Origin of the sequence: Rhizobium rhododendri (genome assembly GCF_007000325.2) — a bacterium.
Lineage (GTDB): Bacteria > Pseudomonadota > Alphaproteobacteria > Rhizobiales > Rhizobiaceae > Rhizobium > Rhizobium rhododendri.
Window position 1 is genome coordinate 500,500 of record NZ_CP117267.1, and the last position, 17,952, is coordinate 518,451.

General features: G+C 62.0%; 14 protein-coding genes and 1 tRNA gene. 11 read left to right on the forward strand and 4 right to left on the reverse strand.

From position 1 onward, the window contains the following. Positions 1-55: 55 nt before the first annotated feature. The 6 genes from relB (at position 56) to PR018_RS02480 (ending at position 8,318) form a co-directional block, all read left to right on the forward strand. Complete coding sequence (gene relB, locus PR018_RS02455) at positions 56-280, forward strand: type II toxin-antitoxin system RelB family antitoxin (protein ID WP_142824234.1); 225 nt, start codon at positions 56-58, stop codon at positions 278-280. After that, positions 264-536 (forward strand): type II toxin-antitoxin system RelE family toxin, encoded by a 273-nt coding sequence (locus tag PR018_RS02460; protein ID WP_142824235.1) that lies wholly within the window; start codon positions 264-266, stop codon positions 534-536. Before relB ends, PR018_RS02460 begins: the two co-directional genes overlap by 17 nt. 211 nt (positions 537-747) lie before the next feature. After that, the gene (locus PR018_RS02465; RefSeq protein WP_142824236.1) at positions 748-1,443 is read left to right on the forward strand and encodes a DsbA family protein; all 696 of its coding nucleotides are present in this window, start codon (positions 748-750) and stop codon (positions 1,441-1,443) included. 396 nt (positions 1,444-1,839) lie between these two features. Next, on the forward strand, positions 1,840-5,298 hold the full coding sequence (locus PR018_RS02470; RefSeq protein WP_142824237.1) for a chromosome segregation SMC family protein: 3,459 nt from the start codon (positions 1,840-1,842) through the stop codon (positions 5,296-5,298). Between the two features lie 507 nt (positions 5,299-5,805). Then, a complete protein-coding gene (locus PR018_RS02475) occupies positions 5,806-6,699 on the forward strand; it encodes an MBL fold metallo-hydrolase (RefSeq protein WP_142824238.1) in 894 nt (297 codons plus the stop codon). Positions 6,700-6,827: 128 nt separating this feature from the next. Further along, positions 6,828-8,318: a sensor domain-containing diguanylate cyclase gene (locus tag PR018_RS02480; protein ID WP_142824239.1), complete on the forward strand. Its 1,491-nt coding sequence runs from the start codon at positions 6,828-6,830 to the stop codon at positions 8,316-8,318. Between the two features lie 259 nt (positions 8,319-8,577). On the opposite strand, the gene PR018_RS02485 is transcribed toward PR018_RS02480, so the two are convergent. Then, on the reverse strand, positions 8,578-9,015 hold the full coding sequence (locus PR018_RS02485) for a hypothetical protein (RefSeq protein ID WP_142829214.1): 438 nt from the start codon (positions 9,013-9,015) through the stop codon (positions 8,578-8,580). A 239-nt stretch (positions 9,016-9,254) separates the two neighbouring features. On the opposite strand from PR018_RS02485, the gene PR018_RS02490 reads away from it, so the two are divergent. From PR018_RS02490 to PR018_RS02500, 3 genes are all read left to right on the forward strand, one after another. Beyond that, the gene (locus PR018_RS02490) at positions 9,255-9,887 is read left to right on the forward strand and encodes a CatB-related O-acetyltransferase (RefSeq protein ID WP_142824241.1); all 633 of its coding nucleotides are present in this window, start codon (positions 9,255-9,257) and stop codon (positions 9,885-9,887) included. Positions 9,888-10,048: 161 nt separating this feature from the next. Beyond that, positions 10,049-12,715: a pyruvate, phosphate dikinase gene (gene ppdK, locus PR018_RS02495; RefSeq protein WP_142824242.1), complete on the forward strand. Its 2,667-nt coding sequence runs from the start codon at positions 10,049-10,051 to the stop codon at positions 12,713-12,715. An 87-nt stretch (positions 12,716-12,802) separates the two neighbouring features. Beyond that, positions 12,803-13,723: a DUF1499 domain-containing protein gene (locus PR018_RS02500; RefSeq protein WP_142824243.1), complete on the forward strand. Its 921-nt coding sequence runs from the start codon at positions 12,803-12,805 to the stop codon at positions 13,721-13,723. Positions 13,724-13,726: 3 nt separating this feature from the next. Here the strand turns inward: PR018_RS02500 and PR018_RS02505 are convergent, their stop codons facing one another. Both PR018_RS02505 and PR018_RS02510 read right to left on the reverse strand, forming a co-directional pair. Next, complete coding sequence (locus PR018_RS02505) at positions 13,727-14,188, reverse strand: thiol-disulfide oxidoreductase DCC family protein (RefSeq protein ID WP_142824472.1); 462 nt, start codon at positions 14,186-14,188, stop codon at positions 13,727-13,729. Between the two features lie 30 nt (positions 14,189-14,218). Further along, a complete protein-coding gene (locus PR018_RS02510) occupies positions 14,219-15,133 on the reverse strand; it encodes an MBL fold metallo-hydrolase (RefSeq protein WP_142824244.1) in 915 nt (304 codons plus the stop codon). A 183-nt stretch (positions 15,134-15,316) separates the two neighbouring features. Here PR018_RS02510 and PR018_RS02515 point away from each other — a divergent pair. Further along, positions 15,317-15,391: transfer RNA gene (locus PR018_RS02515), tRNA-Gln, on the forward strand. A gap of 28 nt (positions 15,392-15,419) precedes the next feature. Here PR018_RS02515 and PR018_RS02520 read toward each other — a convergent pair. Beyond that, complete coding sequence (locus tag PR018_RS02520) at positions 15,420-16,772, reverse strand: Fic family protein (protein WP_224128094.1); 1,353 nt, start codon at positions 16,770-16,772, stop codon at positions 15,420-15,422. A gap of 63 nt (positions 16,773-16,835) precedes the next feature. On the opposite strand from PR018_RS02520, the gene PR018_RS02525 reads away from it, so the two are divergent. Next, positions 16,836-17,885, forward strand: coding sequence for a D-alanyl-D-alanine carboxypeptidase family protein (locus PR018_RS02525; protein ID WP_224128076.1), 1,050 nt, complete (start codon positions 16,836-16,838; stop codon positions 17,883-17,885). The last annotated feature ends 67 nt before the right edge of the window (positions 17,886-17,952 follow it).

The following is a 17,952-nucleotide window of genomic DNA, read 5'->3' on the forward strand; positions in this document are numbered from 1 at the left end:
GCTTTGCGTCTGCGGACACCGGTGCTATACACGTATAGCACCGGGAGATATGTCCATGCTTGCCCTGCGTTTGCCGCCTGAAATCGAAGCAAGACTAGATGAACTCGCCAAACGCACCGGGCGGAGCAAGAGCTTCTATGCGCGTCAAGCGATATTGGAACACTTGGACGATCTGGAAGACCTCTACGTCGCCGAGCAAAGGCTCGAAGAATTCCGTAGAGGCGACAGTGATAGTATTTCTCTCGCTGAGTTGATGGCGCGCCATGGCGTGGAGGATTGAGTTCCAGCGGTCAGCGGAACGCGATCTTGAAAAGCTCGACCATGAGAGCGTGAAAAGGATACTCCGTTTCCTTCACACCCGTGTCGCCAGCCTCGAGGACCCCCGGTCGATAGGGGAGGCGCTTCGCGGATCGGAACTTGGAAACTTCTGGAAGTATCGTGTTGGAGACTATCGCATCATTGTCGACATAGACGACGGCACTGTCCGGATATTGGTCGTCCGCATTGGCAATCGGAAGGACGTCTATCGCCGCTGATCGAAAGGAACGATCATCGGGCCGTGGCAAAAGTCGGTCCGGGAACATTTGTCGGACTGCATGGCCTAAAATAATCCTCCCACAGCAAACGCGTATTCGCCCCACCGGTCACAATTCTTTGAAGAAAGTTCCGGTCCCCTGCCTTGTTCGCGGCGCGGAGCCGTTATATCGCAGATATCAACAGACGATCTTCTCTCAACACGGGTGATATATGCCGATGTCCGACATGCTTCTGACCAAACGCCATCTTCTCGGCGGTGCTGCCCTTGGCGCATTCGCAATGGCGCTGGCCGCGACCGGTGCCGGCACTGCGTTTGCCGCGACTGCTCCGACGCCGGAAGGCACGGTCGACATGGCGCAGGCGCTGCAGCCTGGCAAGTCGCCCGACATGGCGGTGGGCGACCCAAACGCCAAGGTCAAGATCATCGAATACATGTCGACGACCTGCCCGCATTGCGCCCATTTCGCAGCCACCACCTTCGATCCGATCAAGACCAAGTATATCGACACCGGCAAGGTCTATTTCATCATCCGCGAATTCCCGATTGCCAGCCAGGACCAGGATCCGGCAGCCTATGCCGCTTTCATGCTGGTACGCTGCGCCCCGAACGGCCCATCCGTGCCGCTGCTCGAGACATTTATGAAGCAGCAGATGCAGTGGGCTGGTCCCGCGGTCACCGATGTTCGCGCTTCGCTGCTTCAAATCTCCAAAATCGCCGGTTTTACACAGGACAGCTTCGAAGCCTGCTTGAACAACGGCGCACTTGTGGATGATATAAACGCCGTGCGGGCACGCGGCGTCACTTTCGGCGTCAACGGCACACCCACGTTCCTGATCAACGGGAAGCGTTACTCCGGGGACATGTCGGTTGATTCTATGTCGGCCATCATCGACAGCATGCTCTGACCCGCGCCACGTTTCAATGACGGGCAGCGGCGGCCGTGCTGCGCCCGTCATTTGCTTCCCAGTCGGACCGTTCTCGAGGCGCGTCGGCAGCCTATGGCAAAGTTTCGGCAAGGTTCCGTTCACTTCACGCTGCGCTGTTTCCTCCCCTCATTCCTGTGCTTGTCACAGGAATCCAGCCAAGGCGCGTCTGCGCCTTGAGAAGACTCTCCTGCAATCGAAAAACGACCTCTCGCGCCCAAGGACTTGGGCGCACTGGATTCCTGTGACAAGCACAGGAATGAGGGATGATGGTGTGACACCCTGCAGCTTCCACTCGAAGCCCGGCGTCCTGCCCCCCCTGCATGTCTTTCATCTCACTCGAGCTGACAGAGGCGGGTACACCACCCCGGCCTTGCAATGAAATTCAACAAGCTCCGTCTCGTCGGCTTCAAGTCCTTCGTCGAACCCTCGGAATTCGTCATCGAGGGCGGCTTGACGGGCGTTGTCGGGCCGAACGGCTGCGGAAAGTCCAATCTCGTCGAAGCCCTTCGCTGGGTAATGGGCGAGAATTCCTACAAGAACATGCGCGCGTCAGGCATGGACGACGTGATCTTCTCCGGCTCCGGCCACCGTCCGGCACGCAACACGGCAGAAGTGGCGCTCTATCTCGACAATGCCGACCGCACCGCACCCGCCGCCTTCAACGACAGCGATGAAATCCAGATCACCCGCCGCATCGAGCGCGAGCAGGGCTCCGTCTACCGGATCAACGGCAAGGAAGCCCGCGCCAAGGATGTGCAGCTGCTGTTCGCCGATGCCTCGACCGGCGCCCGCTCGCCGTCAATGGTCGGCCAGGGGCGCATCGGTGAATTGATCCAAGCCAAGCCCCAGGCACGCCGCCAACTGCTCGAGGAAGCCGCCGGCATTTCCGGGCTGCATTCCCGCCGCCACGAAGCCGAGCTCCGCCTGCGCGCTGCCGAAACCAATCTCGAACGGCTCGACGACGTCACCACCCAGCTCGATAGCCAGATCGAGAGCCTGAAGCGTCAGGCCCGCCAGGCCAACCGCTTCAAGATGCTGTCGGCCGATATCCGCGCTCGCGAGGCGTTGCTGCTGCATATTCGATGGGTGCAGGCCAAGCAGGCCGAGGGTGAGGGCGAGAGCGCCCTGAACCAGGCGACGGTCGTCGTGGTGAAAAAGGCGCAGGCCCAGATGGAAGCGGCAAAGGCGCAGGCCGTCGCCAGTCTGAAGATGCCGGAGCTGCGCGAGGCCGAGGCCAAAGCCGCCGCCGGTCTGCAGCGTCTGCAGATCGCCCGCACCCAGCTGGAGGAAGACGTCGGCCGCATTTTGCGCCGTCGCGACGAACTGATGCGCAGGCTGGCCCAGCTCGGCGAAGACATCAGGCGCGAGGAACAGCTGGTGGTCGACAATGCCGCCATCCTTGAGCGCCTGGATGCCGAAGAGGCGGAGCTTTCGGACATGCTCGCCGATTCCGGCCGGTTATCGGAGGAGAGCCGCACCGCATTCGAGGCCGCAGCCACGACGCTTGCCGAAAGCGAAGGGCTGTTCGCCCGGCTGACGGCGGAGCGCGCCGAGGCTGCCGCCGTCCGCAACCAGCTGGAGCGCGCCATCCGCGATCTCGGCGACCGCAAGATGCGACTTGAGCGGCAGATGGCCGAGGCAAACGGCGAACTTGCAACCATCGCTGAGAAGATGGCAAGTCTGCCGGATCCGGTCGAGCGGCGTGAGCAGGTCGAGGCCGCCGAAATCGGTGTCGAGGATGCCGAAACTGCCGCCCAATCTGTCGAGGCGGCGCTGGCAAAAGCCCGCGGCACCGAGGCCATGGCCCGCCCTCCGGTAGAGCAGGCCCGCACCCGCCTCAACGCTCTCGAAACCGAGGCACGCACCATTGCCCGCATGCTCGACGGCGGCGGCGCTGCCGGGGGCTTTCCGCCGGTTGCCGACGATATCAGCGTCGATCGCGGCTTCGAGACGGCGCTGGGGGCAGCGCTCGGAGACGACCTCGATACGCCGCTCGATCCAGGCGCGCCTGCCCACTGGTCGGATAACGGCGATGGCTCCAACGATCCTGACCTGCCCGAGGGTGCCGTGCCGCTGACCGCCCATGTCGGCGCACCACCGGCCCTGAAACGCCGGCTCCGGCAAATCGGCCTCGTCGCCGGTGGCGATGCAATCAGGCTGATGGCAGTTCTCAAGCCCGGCCAGCGGCTGGTCACCCGCGAAGGCGCTGTTTTCCGCTGGGACGGCCATATCACCGGCGCCGATGCGCCGAGCGCTGCAGCCCTGAGGCTCGCCCAGCGAAATAGGCTTGCCGAGTTGCAGGCGGAAGTCGAGCTCGCCGCCAAAATCCTGGCGGAAGCCGAGGCGCTGCTGGCGGCTGCAGCCGACGCAATCCGTGCCGAGGAACGCCGCCTGACGGAAGCCCGCGACCGTAGCCGCATCCTGGCCCGCCAGCTGACGGAGGCCCGCGATGCACTGGTGGCCGCCGAACGCGCTTCTGGCGATCTCATTCGTCGTCGCGACGTTCTCAATGAGGCCGTAAGCCAGCTGAAGGCGCAGATCGAGGATCTGGCCATCCAGGACGAGAATGCCCGGATCGAGATCGAGGATGCACCCGACCTCACCGTCATCGACGCGCAATTGCGCGACCAGCAGGCGGCTGTTGCCACCGACCGTGGCGTGCTGGCCGAGGCGCGCGCCCGCTACGAGGGCCTTAACCGCGAGAACGAGGCACGCCAGCGCCGGCTGATGGCGATCGGCCAGGAACGCGAGACCTGGCGCCAGCGCGTGGCAAGCGCCGACGGCCACATCCAGACGCTGCGCGACCGCGAATCTGAGGCCCGCGAGGAGGCTGCCGAACTGGAGCTTGCGCCCGATGAGTTCGACGACAAGCGCCGGGCGCTAATGAGCGAATTGCAGAAGATGGAGGAAGTCAGGCGTGGGGCTGCCGACCGCCTGGCCGAGGCCGACATCGTCCAGCGCGAGGCCGACAAACTGGCGACGACGGCGCTCTCCGAGCTCGCCGAAAGCCGCGAGCGGCGGGGCCGGGCCGAGGAAAGGCTGATGTCTGCCCGCGAAAGGCGGCTGGAAAGCGAAGCCCGCATCCGCGAGGCCCTCAACGTCGCCCCGCACGAGGCGCTGCGGATTGCCGGCAACCCGACCGGAGGCGAGCCGGACCTGCGCGAAGTCGAACGCGAGCTGGACCGGCTGAAGATCGAGCGCGAGAGGCTGGGCGCCGTCAACCTGCGGGCCGAGGAAGAAAGCAAGGAGCTCAGCGACAAGCTGGCAGCGCTCATCAAGGAGCGCGACGATATCATCGACGCCATCCGCAAGCTGCGCGGCGCCATCCAGAGCCTCAACCGCGAAGGCCGCGAACGGCTGATTGCTGCCTTCGATATCGTCAATGTCCAGTTCCAGCGGCTGTTCACCCATCTGTTCGGGGGCGGCACGGCTGAGCTGCAGCTTATCGAATCCGACGATCCGCTCGAGGCCGGCCTCGAGATCCTCGCCCGCCCGCCTGGCAAGAAGCCGCAGACCATGACGCTGCTGTCTGGCGGCGAACAGGCGCTGACGGCGATGGCCCTGATCTTCGCCGTCTTTCTGACGAACCCCGCACCGATCTGCGTGCTCGACGAGGTCGATGCCCCGCTCGACGACCACAATGTCGAGCGCTACTGCAATCTGATGGACGAGATGTCCGCCTCGACAGACACCCGCTTCGTCGTCATCACCCACAATCCGATCACTATGGCCCGCATGGACCGCCTCTTCGGCGTCACCATGGCCGAACAAGGCGTCTCCCAACTCGTCTCCGTCGATCTGCAAACCGCGGAACGGCTGCGCGAAAGCGCGTGAGCCGGAGGTCTGGTTGCATTGCCATCACGGCGGATGGCCCGGCGAGACCATCGAGACAACAGTCCGCAAGACCGATGCGACGAGCAGTCATAACTCCCGATGGGGTGTCTAGCCGGCAATGCACAGCGCCCGCAGTCGGTCGCCGTCATTTTCGAAATGGTCGCCGTCAAGGCTGCAGCGCGCCACGCGGTCGGCGCGGAAGCGTCCATTCTGGTAACGGGATGGTGTGCTCTCTGATAGTTAACGTTCGTGTCTGGCTCGGAGTCGATCTCACTGATTGTTGGGCTTTTAAGTGAGATGGAACTGTTTTCCCGCCGGACCGTTATCTGTCCGGCAGTTGACCTCTGCTTCAAAACAACCGGTTTCCCCTGACCGGTCGCAAAAGCCTCGCAGTAGCGGTACGCCGTTCTGGGAGGCTTTTTTTATGGTGCGGTGATCGATAAAGTTAGCTGGCCGTTCGAAGTCGCACTCGCGCGGCAAAGCGGAACCCACCACCGGAGGAACCCGATGTCTGATTTCACTGCGTCGCTCCGCGTTGGCGAACCCTATCCCGGCATTTTTGCCTATTACGACGGACGGATTGAGGGCAGGCGGCTTCATTCGGACAGGCCGAACTGGCTTGACGACGGGGCCTATTCGCTGGGGATTGCCTCCTATGCCATCCTCGATGGGGTCGAGGCGCTGGTCTACGACACCCACATGTCGCTGGCCCACGCCGCTGCGATCCGCGACCATCTGGAGGCGCTGGGTGCACGGTCGATCCGCGTCGTGCTCAGCCATTGGCACACCGACCATATCGCCGGTAACGCCGCGTTTGCCGATTGCGAGATCGTTGCACTGAAGGGTACTGCTGATGCGATGGCGGCCAATCGCGAAAAGCTGGAGAACGGCGATCCACCCATTGCGCCTGTGGTCATGCCCACCCGGCTTTTTGAGACGAAACTCGAGCTGGCGGTCGGCAAGCGTCGCATTGAACTTCACCATTTCGACATCCATAGCGCCGACGGCAATGTCCTCTGGTTGCCGGATGAGGGCATATTGCTCGCCGGTGATACGCTGGAAGACACGGTTACCTACATCTCCGAGCCGCAGAATATTGCCACCCACATCCGCGAACTCGAGCGCATGCGCAAATTGCCGATCAAGCGCATTCTCCCCAATCACGGAGCCTTGGAGCGCATCGCCGGCGGTGGCTACGAGCCCACGCTGATCGATGCTAACCGCAGATATCTCATCGCGATGAGCGACGTCGCGGCCGGGAAAATGGATCCGGATCATGATCTTGCAAGCTTTGTCGCGGATGACATCGCAACCGGCGCAATCCTGTACTTCGCGCCCTATGAATCAGTCCATGCCGAAAACATCGTAGCCGTCCTGTCGGGCAGCAAGCCGGAAAGGTGAGACCATTTATCCAATCGCCATCCGGCAACTGAAACTTGTCCCGTAATCATCCGTTCCTGTCGTGATCCTTGCGGATAAGAAATGAGAATATAAGTGTTTTCGTAACTATTCACGGATAGTGTTTTTACATGAAAAATCATTGCGTTAAACCAAAAGAGGAAGGAAGGCTCGACTCCGAGCGGCTCAGGCTCGAAACGCTGGAGATGCTGGGTTTGCTGGATCCAGTGGCCGAACGTGACTTCGATGTGCTGGTCTCGATGGCGCGACGCACCCTCGGCTGCAGCGTCGCCCTGCTTTCTCTCGTCGGCTCCGATCGCCTGTTGTTCAAGGCGAGTGCCGGCGTACAGTTTACCGATACACCGCGCGAACATTCGTTCTGCTCGACTGCGGTCGCGCTGGAAGAGCCGTTGATCGTGCCGGATGCCAGTGTTGATCCGCGTTTCGCAGAACATCCGCTTGTGAAAGGTGCGCCTCACATTCGTTTTTATGCCGGCGTGCCGATACGCGCTAAAATCTCCTACGGCAGCGATGTGTCCGTGGCGATCGGCACCGTGTGCGTCGTCGACGAAAAGACGCGTGTCCTCAGTGCGGAAGAACTTGCTTCCATCGCAGATATTGCGCATCTGGTGGAATCGATCATCGATGCACGACTGACCGCACTTTTCACCGCGCAGATTGCCGATGAAAGCGAAGGCCTCGTCCGCAGTCTCTACCGCGAGCAAAGACAGCTCAAACAGGCCGAGCGCATGGCCAACATCGGCTCATGGCGGCTGGTTCTCGGCAAAAATCGGGCAGAGTGGTCCGATCAGGTTTTCGCCATTCACGAGTTGCCGGTGGGCCAGATGCCGCCGCTTGAAAAGGCATTGGATTTTTATCCGCCGCATGCCCGCGAAACCGTCTCTGCCGCCATCGAGCGGGCACTCCAGACAGGCGAACCCTTCGAAGTCGAGACCGACTTCATCACGGCAAAAGCCAATGCCCGCAGGGTGCGATGCCTCGGTGAAGTCGAGATCCGCGATGGCACGCCGGTGGCACTGATCGGCGTCTTTCAGGACGTCACGGCTCGATACCATATGGAGCAGTCGCTCCGCCGCATCGCCGGAACCGACGATCTGACCCAGCTGGCAAACAGGGCGCAATTCAACCTCGTTCTCGACGAGCGGCTGGATCATGCGCGGGCGCACAATGAAACTCTAGCACTGCTGCTGATCGACCTCGATGGTTTCAAGGCGATCAACGATCAATGCGGCCATCTTGCCGGAGACGACCTTCTGCGTCTCATCGGCGAGCGGCTAAAAGCACCGTATCTCTCCCGCTGCTTTGTCGCGCGGCTTGGCGGCGACGAGTTCGTCGTCGTCGTTTCGGACCCGGCCGATGTCGCCGACTTCGAAAACCTGCTCTCGCGTTTGCTTTCCGACCTGAGGCACACCGTCACCAAGGGGAAGGGGCTGCTGCACATCTCCGGCAGTATCGGGATATGCTGGCTGGACGACACGGTCACCAGCCGCAGCGATCTGGTGCAACGCGCCGACGTCGCCCTTTATGCTGCAAAACAGACCCAGCGCGGCACCGCCCAGGCACATGTCCCCGAGAAGTGGCAGGAGTCGCTGGGACTGTAGGATTTGCCTCGACGCTGCGTCGCCCGCGAAGGTAGATGATGGAGCGATGTCAGTGCACAGGACTGACGCGAAACAATCTTCACTGCCGGCATGGCTAGGCATTCGCCGCAAAAGCGTCGTTCAAATCGACCGACAAGGTACGCATGGTGGGCTGAGAGGTCGATGTCAAAAAAAGAACACCGCCGGCTGAGCCCGACAGTGTTCCAATGCTTCTGGCTCGTGCTTCTGGCTCGCCTTGGAGCAAGCCGGGCGCTTGTGCTCAGTACTGGTCGTCGTTGGATCGGTCAGACGAGCCGCTCATCTTTTCGATGATCTGCATCAGCGTATCCGAGCAGACCTTGGTCGGTTCGTCGTCCGCGCATTTGACATCGATCTTCGTCCGACCGTCCTCGATCCGGAAATGTGCGGCCTTCGACGGTGGCGGTGGCGGACGGTGGTGCCCGCTCATACCCATCTCGCGGCCCATCTCGCGAGGGCCGGGCGGCGGCGGTGGCGGCGCATCGCGACCTGGCATTGGCGGTGGTGGAGCATCGTTCGCGTCACTCATGACTTCCGGCACTGCGGAATGCGGCGGTGGCGCCATTTTTTCCTGTGCTGCCGGAGGGACAGGCGGCGCCGGCTGCGGCGAAGCCGTCTGGGCAAAGGCCGATGTCGTCAATGCGGCGATGGCTAATCCGGTCACTATAATGGACTTCATTGGGTTTTCCTCGTGCGTTGATAGCACCAGTTAACCCGGCGGACGCCGTTTCGTTCGAGCGGGATCGAGATTTAGTCGGGAGGCGGACGGTTTGTCGCTGCGGACTGCGTCTGGCGACGCTGTAGGATCGCTATTCAGATTATTGATGAAAGCATTTTGGTGGCGCGATGGATTTCCTCGGTCGTGGAAAATAACATTGCGGCTCCTACCGCGCTGGCCTCGTACTGAACGGTGTCCATATGCCTCTTCTCGATGCGAATGCAATCAATCCCATCACTCTGCCTGACGGAACTTTGTATCGCGATACTGTCTATCTTAAAAACGTTGTCAGCCATCCGCGCATGGAGATCGGCGAGTACAGCTATTTTACGCACTCCGGCAAGCCTGAAGACACTGCCGAAATACTTGCTCCCTACCTCGGGCATAGCGTCCGCGAGAAGCTGATCATCGGCAAGTTTGTCCAGATCGCGAGAGGTGCCTATTTTATCACCAGTTCAGCCAACCATCCGATGGCGGGCCTCACAACCTATCCATTCCGTATCTTTAGCCCCGAGACCTTCGGATACAAAGATCTGCCGGTGAAGGATACCGTTGTCGGGCATGACGTATGGATCGGCCATAATGCTGCTATCATGCCGGGTGTGCACATCGGCGCTGGAGCGATCATCGCTGCTGCGTCCGTGGTCGTTCGAGACGTTCCACCTTACGCCGTTGTAGGAGGAAACCCTGCCGCGGTCATTCGGATGCGATACCCCGAAGAAGTCATCAGCGCGCTTCTGGATATTGCGTGGTGGGATTGGCCGGTCGAAAAAATCGAAGCGAACTTGGTCGCGCTCGAAAATGGCGACCTCGATGCTCTAAAAACTGCTTGAGAATGAGATAAGCGCAGTTTGCGGGGACCGCATCCTGTTATCTTCCTCGTGCCCGAAGCTGCTGCGACCATCTTTTATACCGCATCGCAACATTCTGCCGTATTTGTCGCCTTTCAATTCTTCGGGGATCGATTACGATTGGCCTTTGAGGGGCGTGCGCAATGGTCAAGTGGGTTTACACATTCGGCGACGGCAAGGCGGAAGGCCGGGCCGGCGATCCCGAGCTTCTGGGCGGCAAGGGTGCCAATCTGGCGGAAATGTGCAACCTCGGCCTGCCTGTGCCGCCGGGGCTCACCATCATTGCCGATGCCTGCTGCCTGTACCTCGGCAATGGCCGCAATTTTCCTGACGAGATGAAGCGCGAGGTCATGGCGGGCCTTGCACAGATGGAGGCGATTGCCGGGCGACGGTTTGGCGGCGCCGAGCGTCCGCTCTTGGTGTCGGTGCGCTCCGGTGCCCGCGCCTCCATGCCAGGCATGATGGATACCGTGCTCAATCTCGGCCTCAACGACGAGGCAGTCGAGGCGCTGGCAATCGATTCCAGCGATCCGCGCTTTGCCTGGGACAGCTATCGCCGCTTCATCCAGATGTATGCCGATGTCGTCATGGGCATCGACAATGAGGTTTTCGAGGAAATCCTCGAGGACGAGAAGGGCCGGCTCGGTCACGAATTCGATACCGATCTGACAGCCGGCGAGTGGCAGGCGGTGGTCGTCCGCTACAAGGCCGTCATCGAGGAGGATTTCGGCAAGACCTTTCCGCAGAATCCGCATGACCAGCTCTGGGGTGCGGTCGGCGCCGTCTTTGCCAGCTGGATGAACCCGCGCGCCGCCACCTATCGGCTGCTGCACAATATTCCGGAAGCCTGGGGCACCGCCGTCACCATCCAGGCGATGGTGTTCGGCAATCTCGGCGACGAATCGGCAACCGGCGTCGCCTTCACGCGCAATCCGTCCACCGGCGACAAGGAGCTCTACGGCGAATTCCTGGTCAAGGCGCAAGGCGAGGATGTGGTCGCCGGCATCCGCACGCCGCAGAGCCTCACCGAGGCTGGCCGCATCGCCTCCGGCTCCGACCGCCCGTCGATGGAAAAGCTGATGCCGGCAGCCTTCGCCAGCTTCAGCCGCATCTGCGCCGAGCTCGAGGCTCATTACCGCGACATGCAGGACATCGAATTCACCGTCGAGCGCGGCAAGCTTTGGATGCTGCAGACCCGCGTCGCCAAGCGCACGACGCAGGCGGCGATGAAGGTCGCCGTCGATATGGTCGCGGAGGGCATCATCAGCGAGGACGAGGCCGTTATCCGCATCGATCCCTCGACGCTCGACCAGCTGTTGCATCCGACCATCGATCCGCGCGTCTATCGCGAAGTCATCGGCAACGGCCTGCCGGCATCGCCCGGCGCTGCCACCGGCGCTATCGTCTTTTCCGCCGATGAAGCGGTGGCTGCAAGGGCGGAAGGCCGCAAGGTCATCCTCGTGCGCGTCGAGACCAGCCCGGAAGATATCCACGGCATGCACGCGGCAGAGGGCATCCTCACCACGCGCGGCGGCATGACCAGCCATGCGGCCGTGGTGGCGCGGGGCATGGGAATCCCTTGCGTCGTCGGCGCCGGCAATCTCCGCCTCGATGTCCGCAACGAGCGGCTGATCGCCGCCGGCATGTCGTTCGGACGTGGCGACATCATCACCATCGACGGTTCGGCTGGTCACGTCGTCAAGGGCGCGGTGCCTATGACCCAGCCGGCTCTCTCTGGCGATTTCGCCCGCATCATGGCCTGGGCCGACGGAACACGTCGCATGACGGTGCGCACCAATGCCGACACGCCGGCCGATGCGCGCGCCGCACGGGCGTTCGGCGCCGAAGGCATAGGCCTTTGCCGCACCGAGCACATGTTCTTCGAGGGCGACCGGATCCATGTGATGCGCGAGATGATCCTTGCCGAAAACGAGGCCGGACGACGCACCGCCCTCGACAAGCTGCTGCCGATGCAGCGCTCGGATTTCACCGAGCTGTTCGCGATCATGCACGGTCTGCCCGTTACCATCCGCCTGCTCGATCCGCCGCTGCACGAATTCCTGCCGAAGACCGACGCCGAGATCGCCGAAGTCGCCGCCGCCATGAACATATCGCCGGTCTTCCTGCGCCAGCGGGTCGATGCGCTGCATGAATTCAACCCGATGCTCGGCCATCGCGGCTGCCGGCTGGCGATTTCCCACCCCGAAATCGTCGAGATGCAGGCCCGGGCTATCTTCGAGGCGGCGGTCGCAGCGGCGCGCGCGACCGGGGCTGCGGTGGTGCCGGAAATCATGGTGCCGCTGGTCGGTCTCAAGTCCGAGCTCGACTACGTCAAGGCGTGCATCGATGCGGTTGCCGCCGCAGTGATGGGCGAGGCGGGCATGAGCATCGACTATCTCGTCGGCACGATGATCGAATTGCCGCGCGCAGCCCTCAGGGCCCACGTCATCGCCGAGGCTGCCGAATTCTTCTCCTTCGGCACCAACGATCTTACCCAGACGACCTTCGGCATGTCGCGAGACGATGCCGCCGCCTTCATCCCCACCTATCAGCGCAAGGGGATCATCGAGCGCGACCCGTTCATCTCGCTGGATTTCGATGGGGTTGGCGAGCTGATCCAGATTGCCACGGAGCGCGGCCGGCGCACCCGGGGCGACATCAAGCTCGGCATCTGCGGCGAACATGGCGGCGATCCCGCCTCGATCCATTTTTGCGAATCGATCGATCTCGACTATGTCTCCTGCTCGCCATTTCGCGTGCCCATCGCAAGGCTTGCGGCCGCCCAGGCGACGATCAAGGGACGGAAGTGACGATGCGAGGCGTTTCGTTTACCAGAACCGTGCTCTAAACAGAGGCTCGATACTGTCCTTTCCGGCCGCCGATCCGATGAGCCCCCGATGACCATTCGTTTCGATCGACCTATCTCCGGTGCTGCAAAAGCGGCGCGACTGGTCGCCGCCTTCGCGCTGGTGCTGTGCATCCTGGCGTTGCTCGACCATCGCTTCGGGCCGTTGACCACGCCCTATCTCGCCCTTTTCCTGCTGGTGTCGGCAGCTCTTGCAGCCGTGGCAGTGCTTCTGGCTGTCATCGGCCTGGCGCAGCTCTGGAGAACCGGCGCGGTTGCCGGTGTCTCGTCGATGAAGGCGCTGGTCTATGCCGCCCTGCCGCTGGCGCTGCTTGGCCTTGCGACGCAACGATACGTCACCCGTCCGCAGCTTTTCGACGTGACCACCGACCTTGCCAATCCGCCGGCCTGGCTTGCCCAGCCGCGCGTCGATGCGCTCTGGCTTTCAAGGGACGCAAGGATCACGCCCGCCACCCGCGAGGCGCAGGGCGTAGCCTATCCGGAGCTGACGGGCCGGCGCTACGAGGGGGCGATGGACCGTGTGCTGCTGGCGGTGCGGAAAGTCGCGCGACAACGCGGCATCGCCTTCGTCAGGGCCGAAGGCACGGAGATCCGCGACCCCACCATCGACGACCTGCCGGTCAAGCCGCAGCGTGGCGGGCCGATTGTCATGGCGCCCGATATCGGCCCCATCCCGATGAAGCGGCCGGAGGGCGTGCTGGAAGGAGAGGACCCGATCGCCGCGCTGATACAGCGTGTCACCGACGTGACGCTGCAGGGCGAGACACGGACGAAAATCATCGGCCTGCCGCTCGACGTGGTCATCCGCCTGCACGAGGAGGCTGAGACGACGCTGGTCGATATCCGCATCGCATCGCGCTACGGCGCCCATGATCTGGGCGTCAGCGCCGGCGTGGCCGAGGCCTATCTGAAGGCGCTGGATGCGGAGCTTCTCGGCATCGCCGGTAACTAAGCGCTATGACAGGAACCGCGCCCGCTCCTGCGGCGTTGGCACATAGCAGCTTTCGAGGCGACCGGCGATATCGAGGCGGTGTCGGGCTATGAAGCCATAGAGCCTATCGCGCCATCCGCGTGGAACGATGCGCGCCACGCCGGCCAGCGACCACGGCAGGCCGAGCCCGGCCAGCACGCGCAGCGTCGCATCGGATTTCAGATAGGCACGACCGTTCTCGAGCAGCATGTTCGTCTCGTAATCGCGGGTCTCGAGGCCGTAATGCCTATAGAGCGCATCGCCGAGCGGCGTCTGCGCGGCGATGAACCGGTAGCGATCCCTGCGGTCCTGGTTGAGGACGAAGCGAACCCAGGCCGAACAGAACACACAATGGCCGTCGAAGACGATGATCGGCCGTCCGTCGTCGAAATCGGGAACGGCAGCATCGTCGCGATAGCTGAAGTCTCTTGTGCGCGCCATGGTCATCCTTTTTGTGCGGGCCAATATGTGTGAGCCTCAGGCGGCCGGGCGGTAGGTGCCGAGCAGGGACGGCGGGCCGTCGGTTGCGACCACTCCCTTCTCCACCAGATCTTCCAGATGCGCCAGCACGGAAAGCGCAGCGGCGCCATGCAGGCGAACATCGGTATCGCGGTAGATTGCCCGCACCATGTCGGAAATCAGCCGGTCGCCGGCCTTGATGCGCTCATGGATCGCCCTTTCGCGCATCCGCCGGTGCGTGCGCAGGCCGCGCATGAAAGAGGCCGGTTCTCGCACCGGCCCGCCATGGCCGGGAAAGAAGATCTTGTCGTCGCGCGACAGCAAGCGCTCGAGCGAAGCCATGTAATCGGCCATCGCCCCATCGGGCGGGGCTACCACGCTGGTGGCCCAGGCCATGACGTGATCGGCCGAAAACACGATGCCGGATCCTTCCAGCGCAAAGCAGGCATGGTTGGCACAGTGGCCGGGCGTCAAAAGCGCCGTCAGCGCAAAGCCGTCACCGAAAATCGTCTCGTCGTCGGCCACCGTGATATCGGGCACGAAATCCATGTCGGCACTCTCAGCGAAGGGATTGATTTCGCCCTCATGCAGCGGGCGTGCGGCCCAGTGCGGTCCCTGTCCGACGGTAAGCGCGCCCGTTTCCTGCTGCAGTCGCCGTGCCAGCGGCGAGTGGTCGCGGTGGGTATGGCTGACAAGGATATGGCTGACGGTGCGGCCGGCAAGCACCGCCATCAGCGTTTTGAAATGGGCAGCACTGTCCGGCCCGGGGTCGATGACCGCGACCGATGATCCGGCGCCGACGATATAGCTGTTGGTCCCATGAAAGGTGAAGGCGCTGGGATTTTCGACCGTCAGCCGCTCGACGCCGGGAGCCACAGGCACACCACGGCCATAGCCGGGATCGAAGGAGCGGTCGAAATCGGGGCTTGCCATGTCACTCTGCCAGTTTTCGCCCGGAGCAGGCCGAACGATCCATAGTACGTTTCCCCTCCCGCCCTAGCATAGCGCCCCCCGAACATCAGAAAAATATGCTGCCTTGCAAAACTTAGTGATTGTGACGGCGGCTCCGCTTTGCTAATCAGGCCTCGGTTCGGCGACACGGTCGCCCGACCATGCTGGGGCGTCGCCAAGCGGTAAGGCAACGGCCTTTGATGCCGTCATACCCTGGTTCGAATCCAGGCGCCCCAGCCAGAAAATTGAGACCCATTCTAGCGTAACACTAACGAACAGCAGGGTAGAGACTTGGAAGCCATCGCTCGATGACATCGAGTGGGAAGCCGAGGCGGACTTTGCCCTTGGGGCTATCGGATACCAGCATGCCCCGTTCAAGCAGGCCGGTCAGAACCGTACGCGCTTGTCTCTCCTGGTAGCCGGTGAGCGCCTGCGCCTGGGATCGGGAAAATTCTCCTGCCAGCACCGCTTCGCGCAGCAGCGGCCAACTACCCTTGGGCAGGCGCTGAATCTGCACTTCCTCGGCACACCAGACTTCGATCCGGTTCAGTAACTCTTCGGGCTGAAGCAATCCCTCCATGAAGGTCACCTGATCGACGCAGCACGAGAGGAAGAACGTGGTGAAATCGGTCAGGCCTGCCTGTGTAAGGTTACCTCGACCATCGAGGTCGCCGCGGCGTGGCTGATCCGCCCGCGCCAGCAGGCGTTTGTAGTCATCAACGTTTCGTGCAAGTCCGCGCGACACGGACCAGAGTTCCGAGCCTATTCCGAGGTCCCGCAGCAGCGCATGTGAAAACAAGCGGGTGACGCGACCGTTGCCGTCGAAGAAGGGATGAATCCAGGCGAGGCGATGATGGGATGCTCCGACGCCGATGATCTTCTGAAGCTTGGAAAGCATATTCATGGAATAGGCTTCGACAAAACGATGAAGCAATGGCGCGATCATCGCGGGTTCCGGCGCAATATGGTCGCCAACCCTGACATGCCGCGTCCGAAGCTCACCGGGGACCATTCTGATTTCCTCGCCGGTGTCAGGATTTGCGACGATCAGCAACTCGTCCGGCAGGCGACGGCAGAATTCGCCGTGAAGCCAGCAGATTCCCGCCACGGACAGGACCGGGAACGGCATGTCACCGTGGTCGATGAGCTGCTGGACCTCTATGTGCGCGCGTGCTTCGAGCTGCAGGTTTCTCTTTTCAGTCTCCGCCGCATACTCGCCGGCCATCGCACGATCGATATCGATTGGTAGCGTGTTATGTCCCTCGATGAGGTTCGAATAGTAGCAGTTCATCGAGCGAACCAAATCGCCAACCGATGCGCGCAAAACCGGATGCAGTCGCGCGGCAAAACGACTGGCTGCCGATGTCAGCTCGATTGCCAGGTCTTCCAGTTCCCGGTTGCTGTCAGGAAGCAACGGTTCCATGCTTGCAAGCGAAGCCATTTTGCCGCTTTCTTTTCCGATAAATAGATGATGTTTATCATAGCTATAGAAGGCAATGTCCGCAATCGTTTTGCCGATGTTATTGCCGCATCGGAATTTCCTGCTTTCGCCGCTCCGGGAGATGCGGCCAGTCCACTCCAGACTTCGTCTGTAACCCATCGCCATGCCCTCGGTCGTCACCAAACTCTTGTGTCCGCATCGCTCATCATGGCATGAGGAGATCTTTGTGCAGGAGGCGGGTTTATGATCGGAGCGCTGTTGGCGGCAAGGCGGTGGACGGCCTGGGTGTTGGTTGCTTGCCTTTTCGCAAGTGCGCCGGCCAGTGCCACGCCGGTGCTGGTTGTCGATACGGCAACACGCCAGGTCCTGTACCAGGAGGACGCAGGCGCGCCATGGTATCCGGCCTCGACGACCAAGCTGATGACGGCGCTGGTTGTTTTCGAAGCCCTGCGCGCCGGTCAGGTCAGCCTTACGACACCTGTGGTCATGACGCGCAATGCCACGAAGCAGGCTTTTCTCGAATCCGGCCTGACCCTTGGGCGAACGATGACGCTCGAGGACGCGCTGTTTGCGGCGCTCACGGCATCGGCCAACGATGTCGCCGTCGCCCTTTCCGAAGCGGTGGCGCCTGATGAGGCGTCGTTCGTCCAGCGCATGAACGCGGAGGCCGTGCGCCTCAAAATGACCGGCACCCACTTTTCCAGTCCCAACGGCCTGTTCGACCGGAAAAACTATACTACCGCACGCGATCTTGCGATCTTGGGAATGGAGATCGACCAGATGTTTCCCGAGTACCGGCGCTTCTTCGCAGCGACGGCTGTGACGATCGATGGCAAGGAGATCAAGTCCAACAATGCGTTGCTTACCAGCTTCAATGGCACGATCGGCATGAAGACCGGCTTCCTCTGTGCTTCAGGTCGAAACTATGTCGGGCTGGCCACGCGGAACGGGCGGCGTGTGATGGTGGTCCTTCTCGGCGCCACGACGGAGCGGGAGCGCAACGAACGGGCGGCGCTGTATCTGACGCAGGCCTTCGAGGGCCGGCTGTCTCCGTCAGGACCCGTCGACGATGTCCAAAATCGCACCGATATCGCACCGGAGGACATGCGTATCCGCCTCTGCACGGCCAAAGCAGCAGCCTATGAGACCAGTCGCGATGCGCTTTACCCGATGGGCTTGCCGGGCCAGGAGACCTATCTGCGCGACCAGATCCCCGGCCAGGTCCACGAGATCAGAACGTGGCCCACAGAAATCGTACCCGACGTGCCAGCCCCTTCGCGCCGTCCCTCGTGATCCGGAGGATTGGCCGGTTCTGAGAGGCCGCTTTGCGGTGATGTCAGCAATGCAAGGTGACGGGCTG

What these genes read in the sequence shown, in the direction of transcription:
- relB (WP_142824234.1), top strand. Translation starts at nt 56, where the DNA reads ATGCTTGCCCTGCGTTTGCCGCCTGAAATCGAAGCAAGACTAGATGAA.
- PR018_RS02460 (WP_142824235.1), top strand. Translation starts at nt 264, where the DNA reads ATGGCGTGGAGGATTGAGTTCCAGCGGTCAGCGGAACGCGATCTTGAA.
- PR018_RS02465 (WP_142824236.1), top strand. Translation starts at nt 748, where the DNA reads ATGCCGATGTCCGACATGCTTCTGACCAAACGCCATCTTCTCGGCGGT.
- PR018_RS02470 (WP_142824237.1), top strand. Translation starts at nt 1,840, where the DNA reads ATGAAATTCAACAAGCTCCGTCTCGTCGGCTTCAAGTCCTTCGTCGAA.
- PR018_RS02475 (WP_142824238.1), top strand. Translation starts at nt 5,806, where the DNA reads ATGTCTGATTTCACTGCGTCGCTCCGCGTTGGCGAACCCTATCCCGGC.
- PR018_RS02480 (WP_142824239.1), top strand. Translation starts at nt 6,828, where the DNA reads ATGAAAAATCATTGCGTTAAACCAAAAGAGGAAGGAAGGCTCGACTCC.
- PR018_RS02485 (WP_142829214.1), bottom strand. Translation starts at nt 9,015, where the DNA reads ATGAAGTCCATTATAGTGACCGGATTAGCCATCGCCGCATTGACGACA.
- PR018_RS02490 (WP_142824241.1), top strand. Translation starts at nt 9,255, where the DNA reads ATGCCTCTTCTCGATGCGAATGCAATCAATCCCATCACTCTGCCTGAC.
- ppdK (WP_142824242.1), top strand. Translation starts at nt 10,049, where the DNA reads ATGGTCAAGTGGGTTTACACATTCGGCGACGGCAAGGCGGAAGGCCGG.
- PR018_RS02500 (WP_142824243.1), top strand. Translation starts at nt 12,803, where the DNA reads ATGACCATTCGTTTCGATCGACCTATCTCCGGTGCTGCAAAAGCGGCG.
- PR018_RS02505 (WP_142824472.1), bottom strand. Translation starts at nt 14,188, where the DNA reads ATGACCATGGCGCGCACAAGAGACTTCAGCTATCGCGACGATGCTGCC.
- PR018_RS02510 (WP_142824244.1), bottom strand. Translation starts at nt 15,133, where the DNA reads ATGGCAAGCCCCGATTTCGACCGCTCCTTCGATCCCGGCTATGGCCGT.
- PR018_RS02525 (WP_224128076.1), top strand. Translation starts at nt 16,836, where the DNA reads ATGATCGGAGCGCTGTTGGCGGCAAGGCGGTGGACGGCCTGGGTGTTG.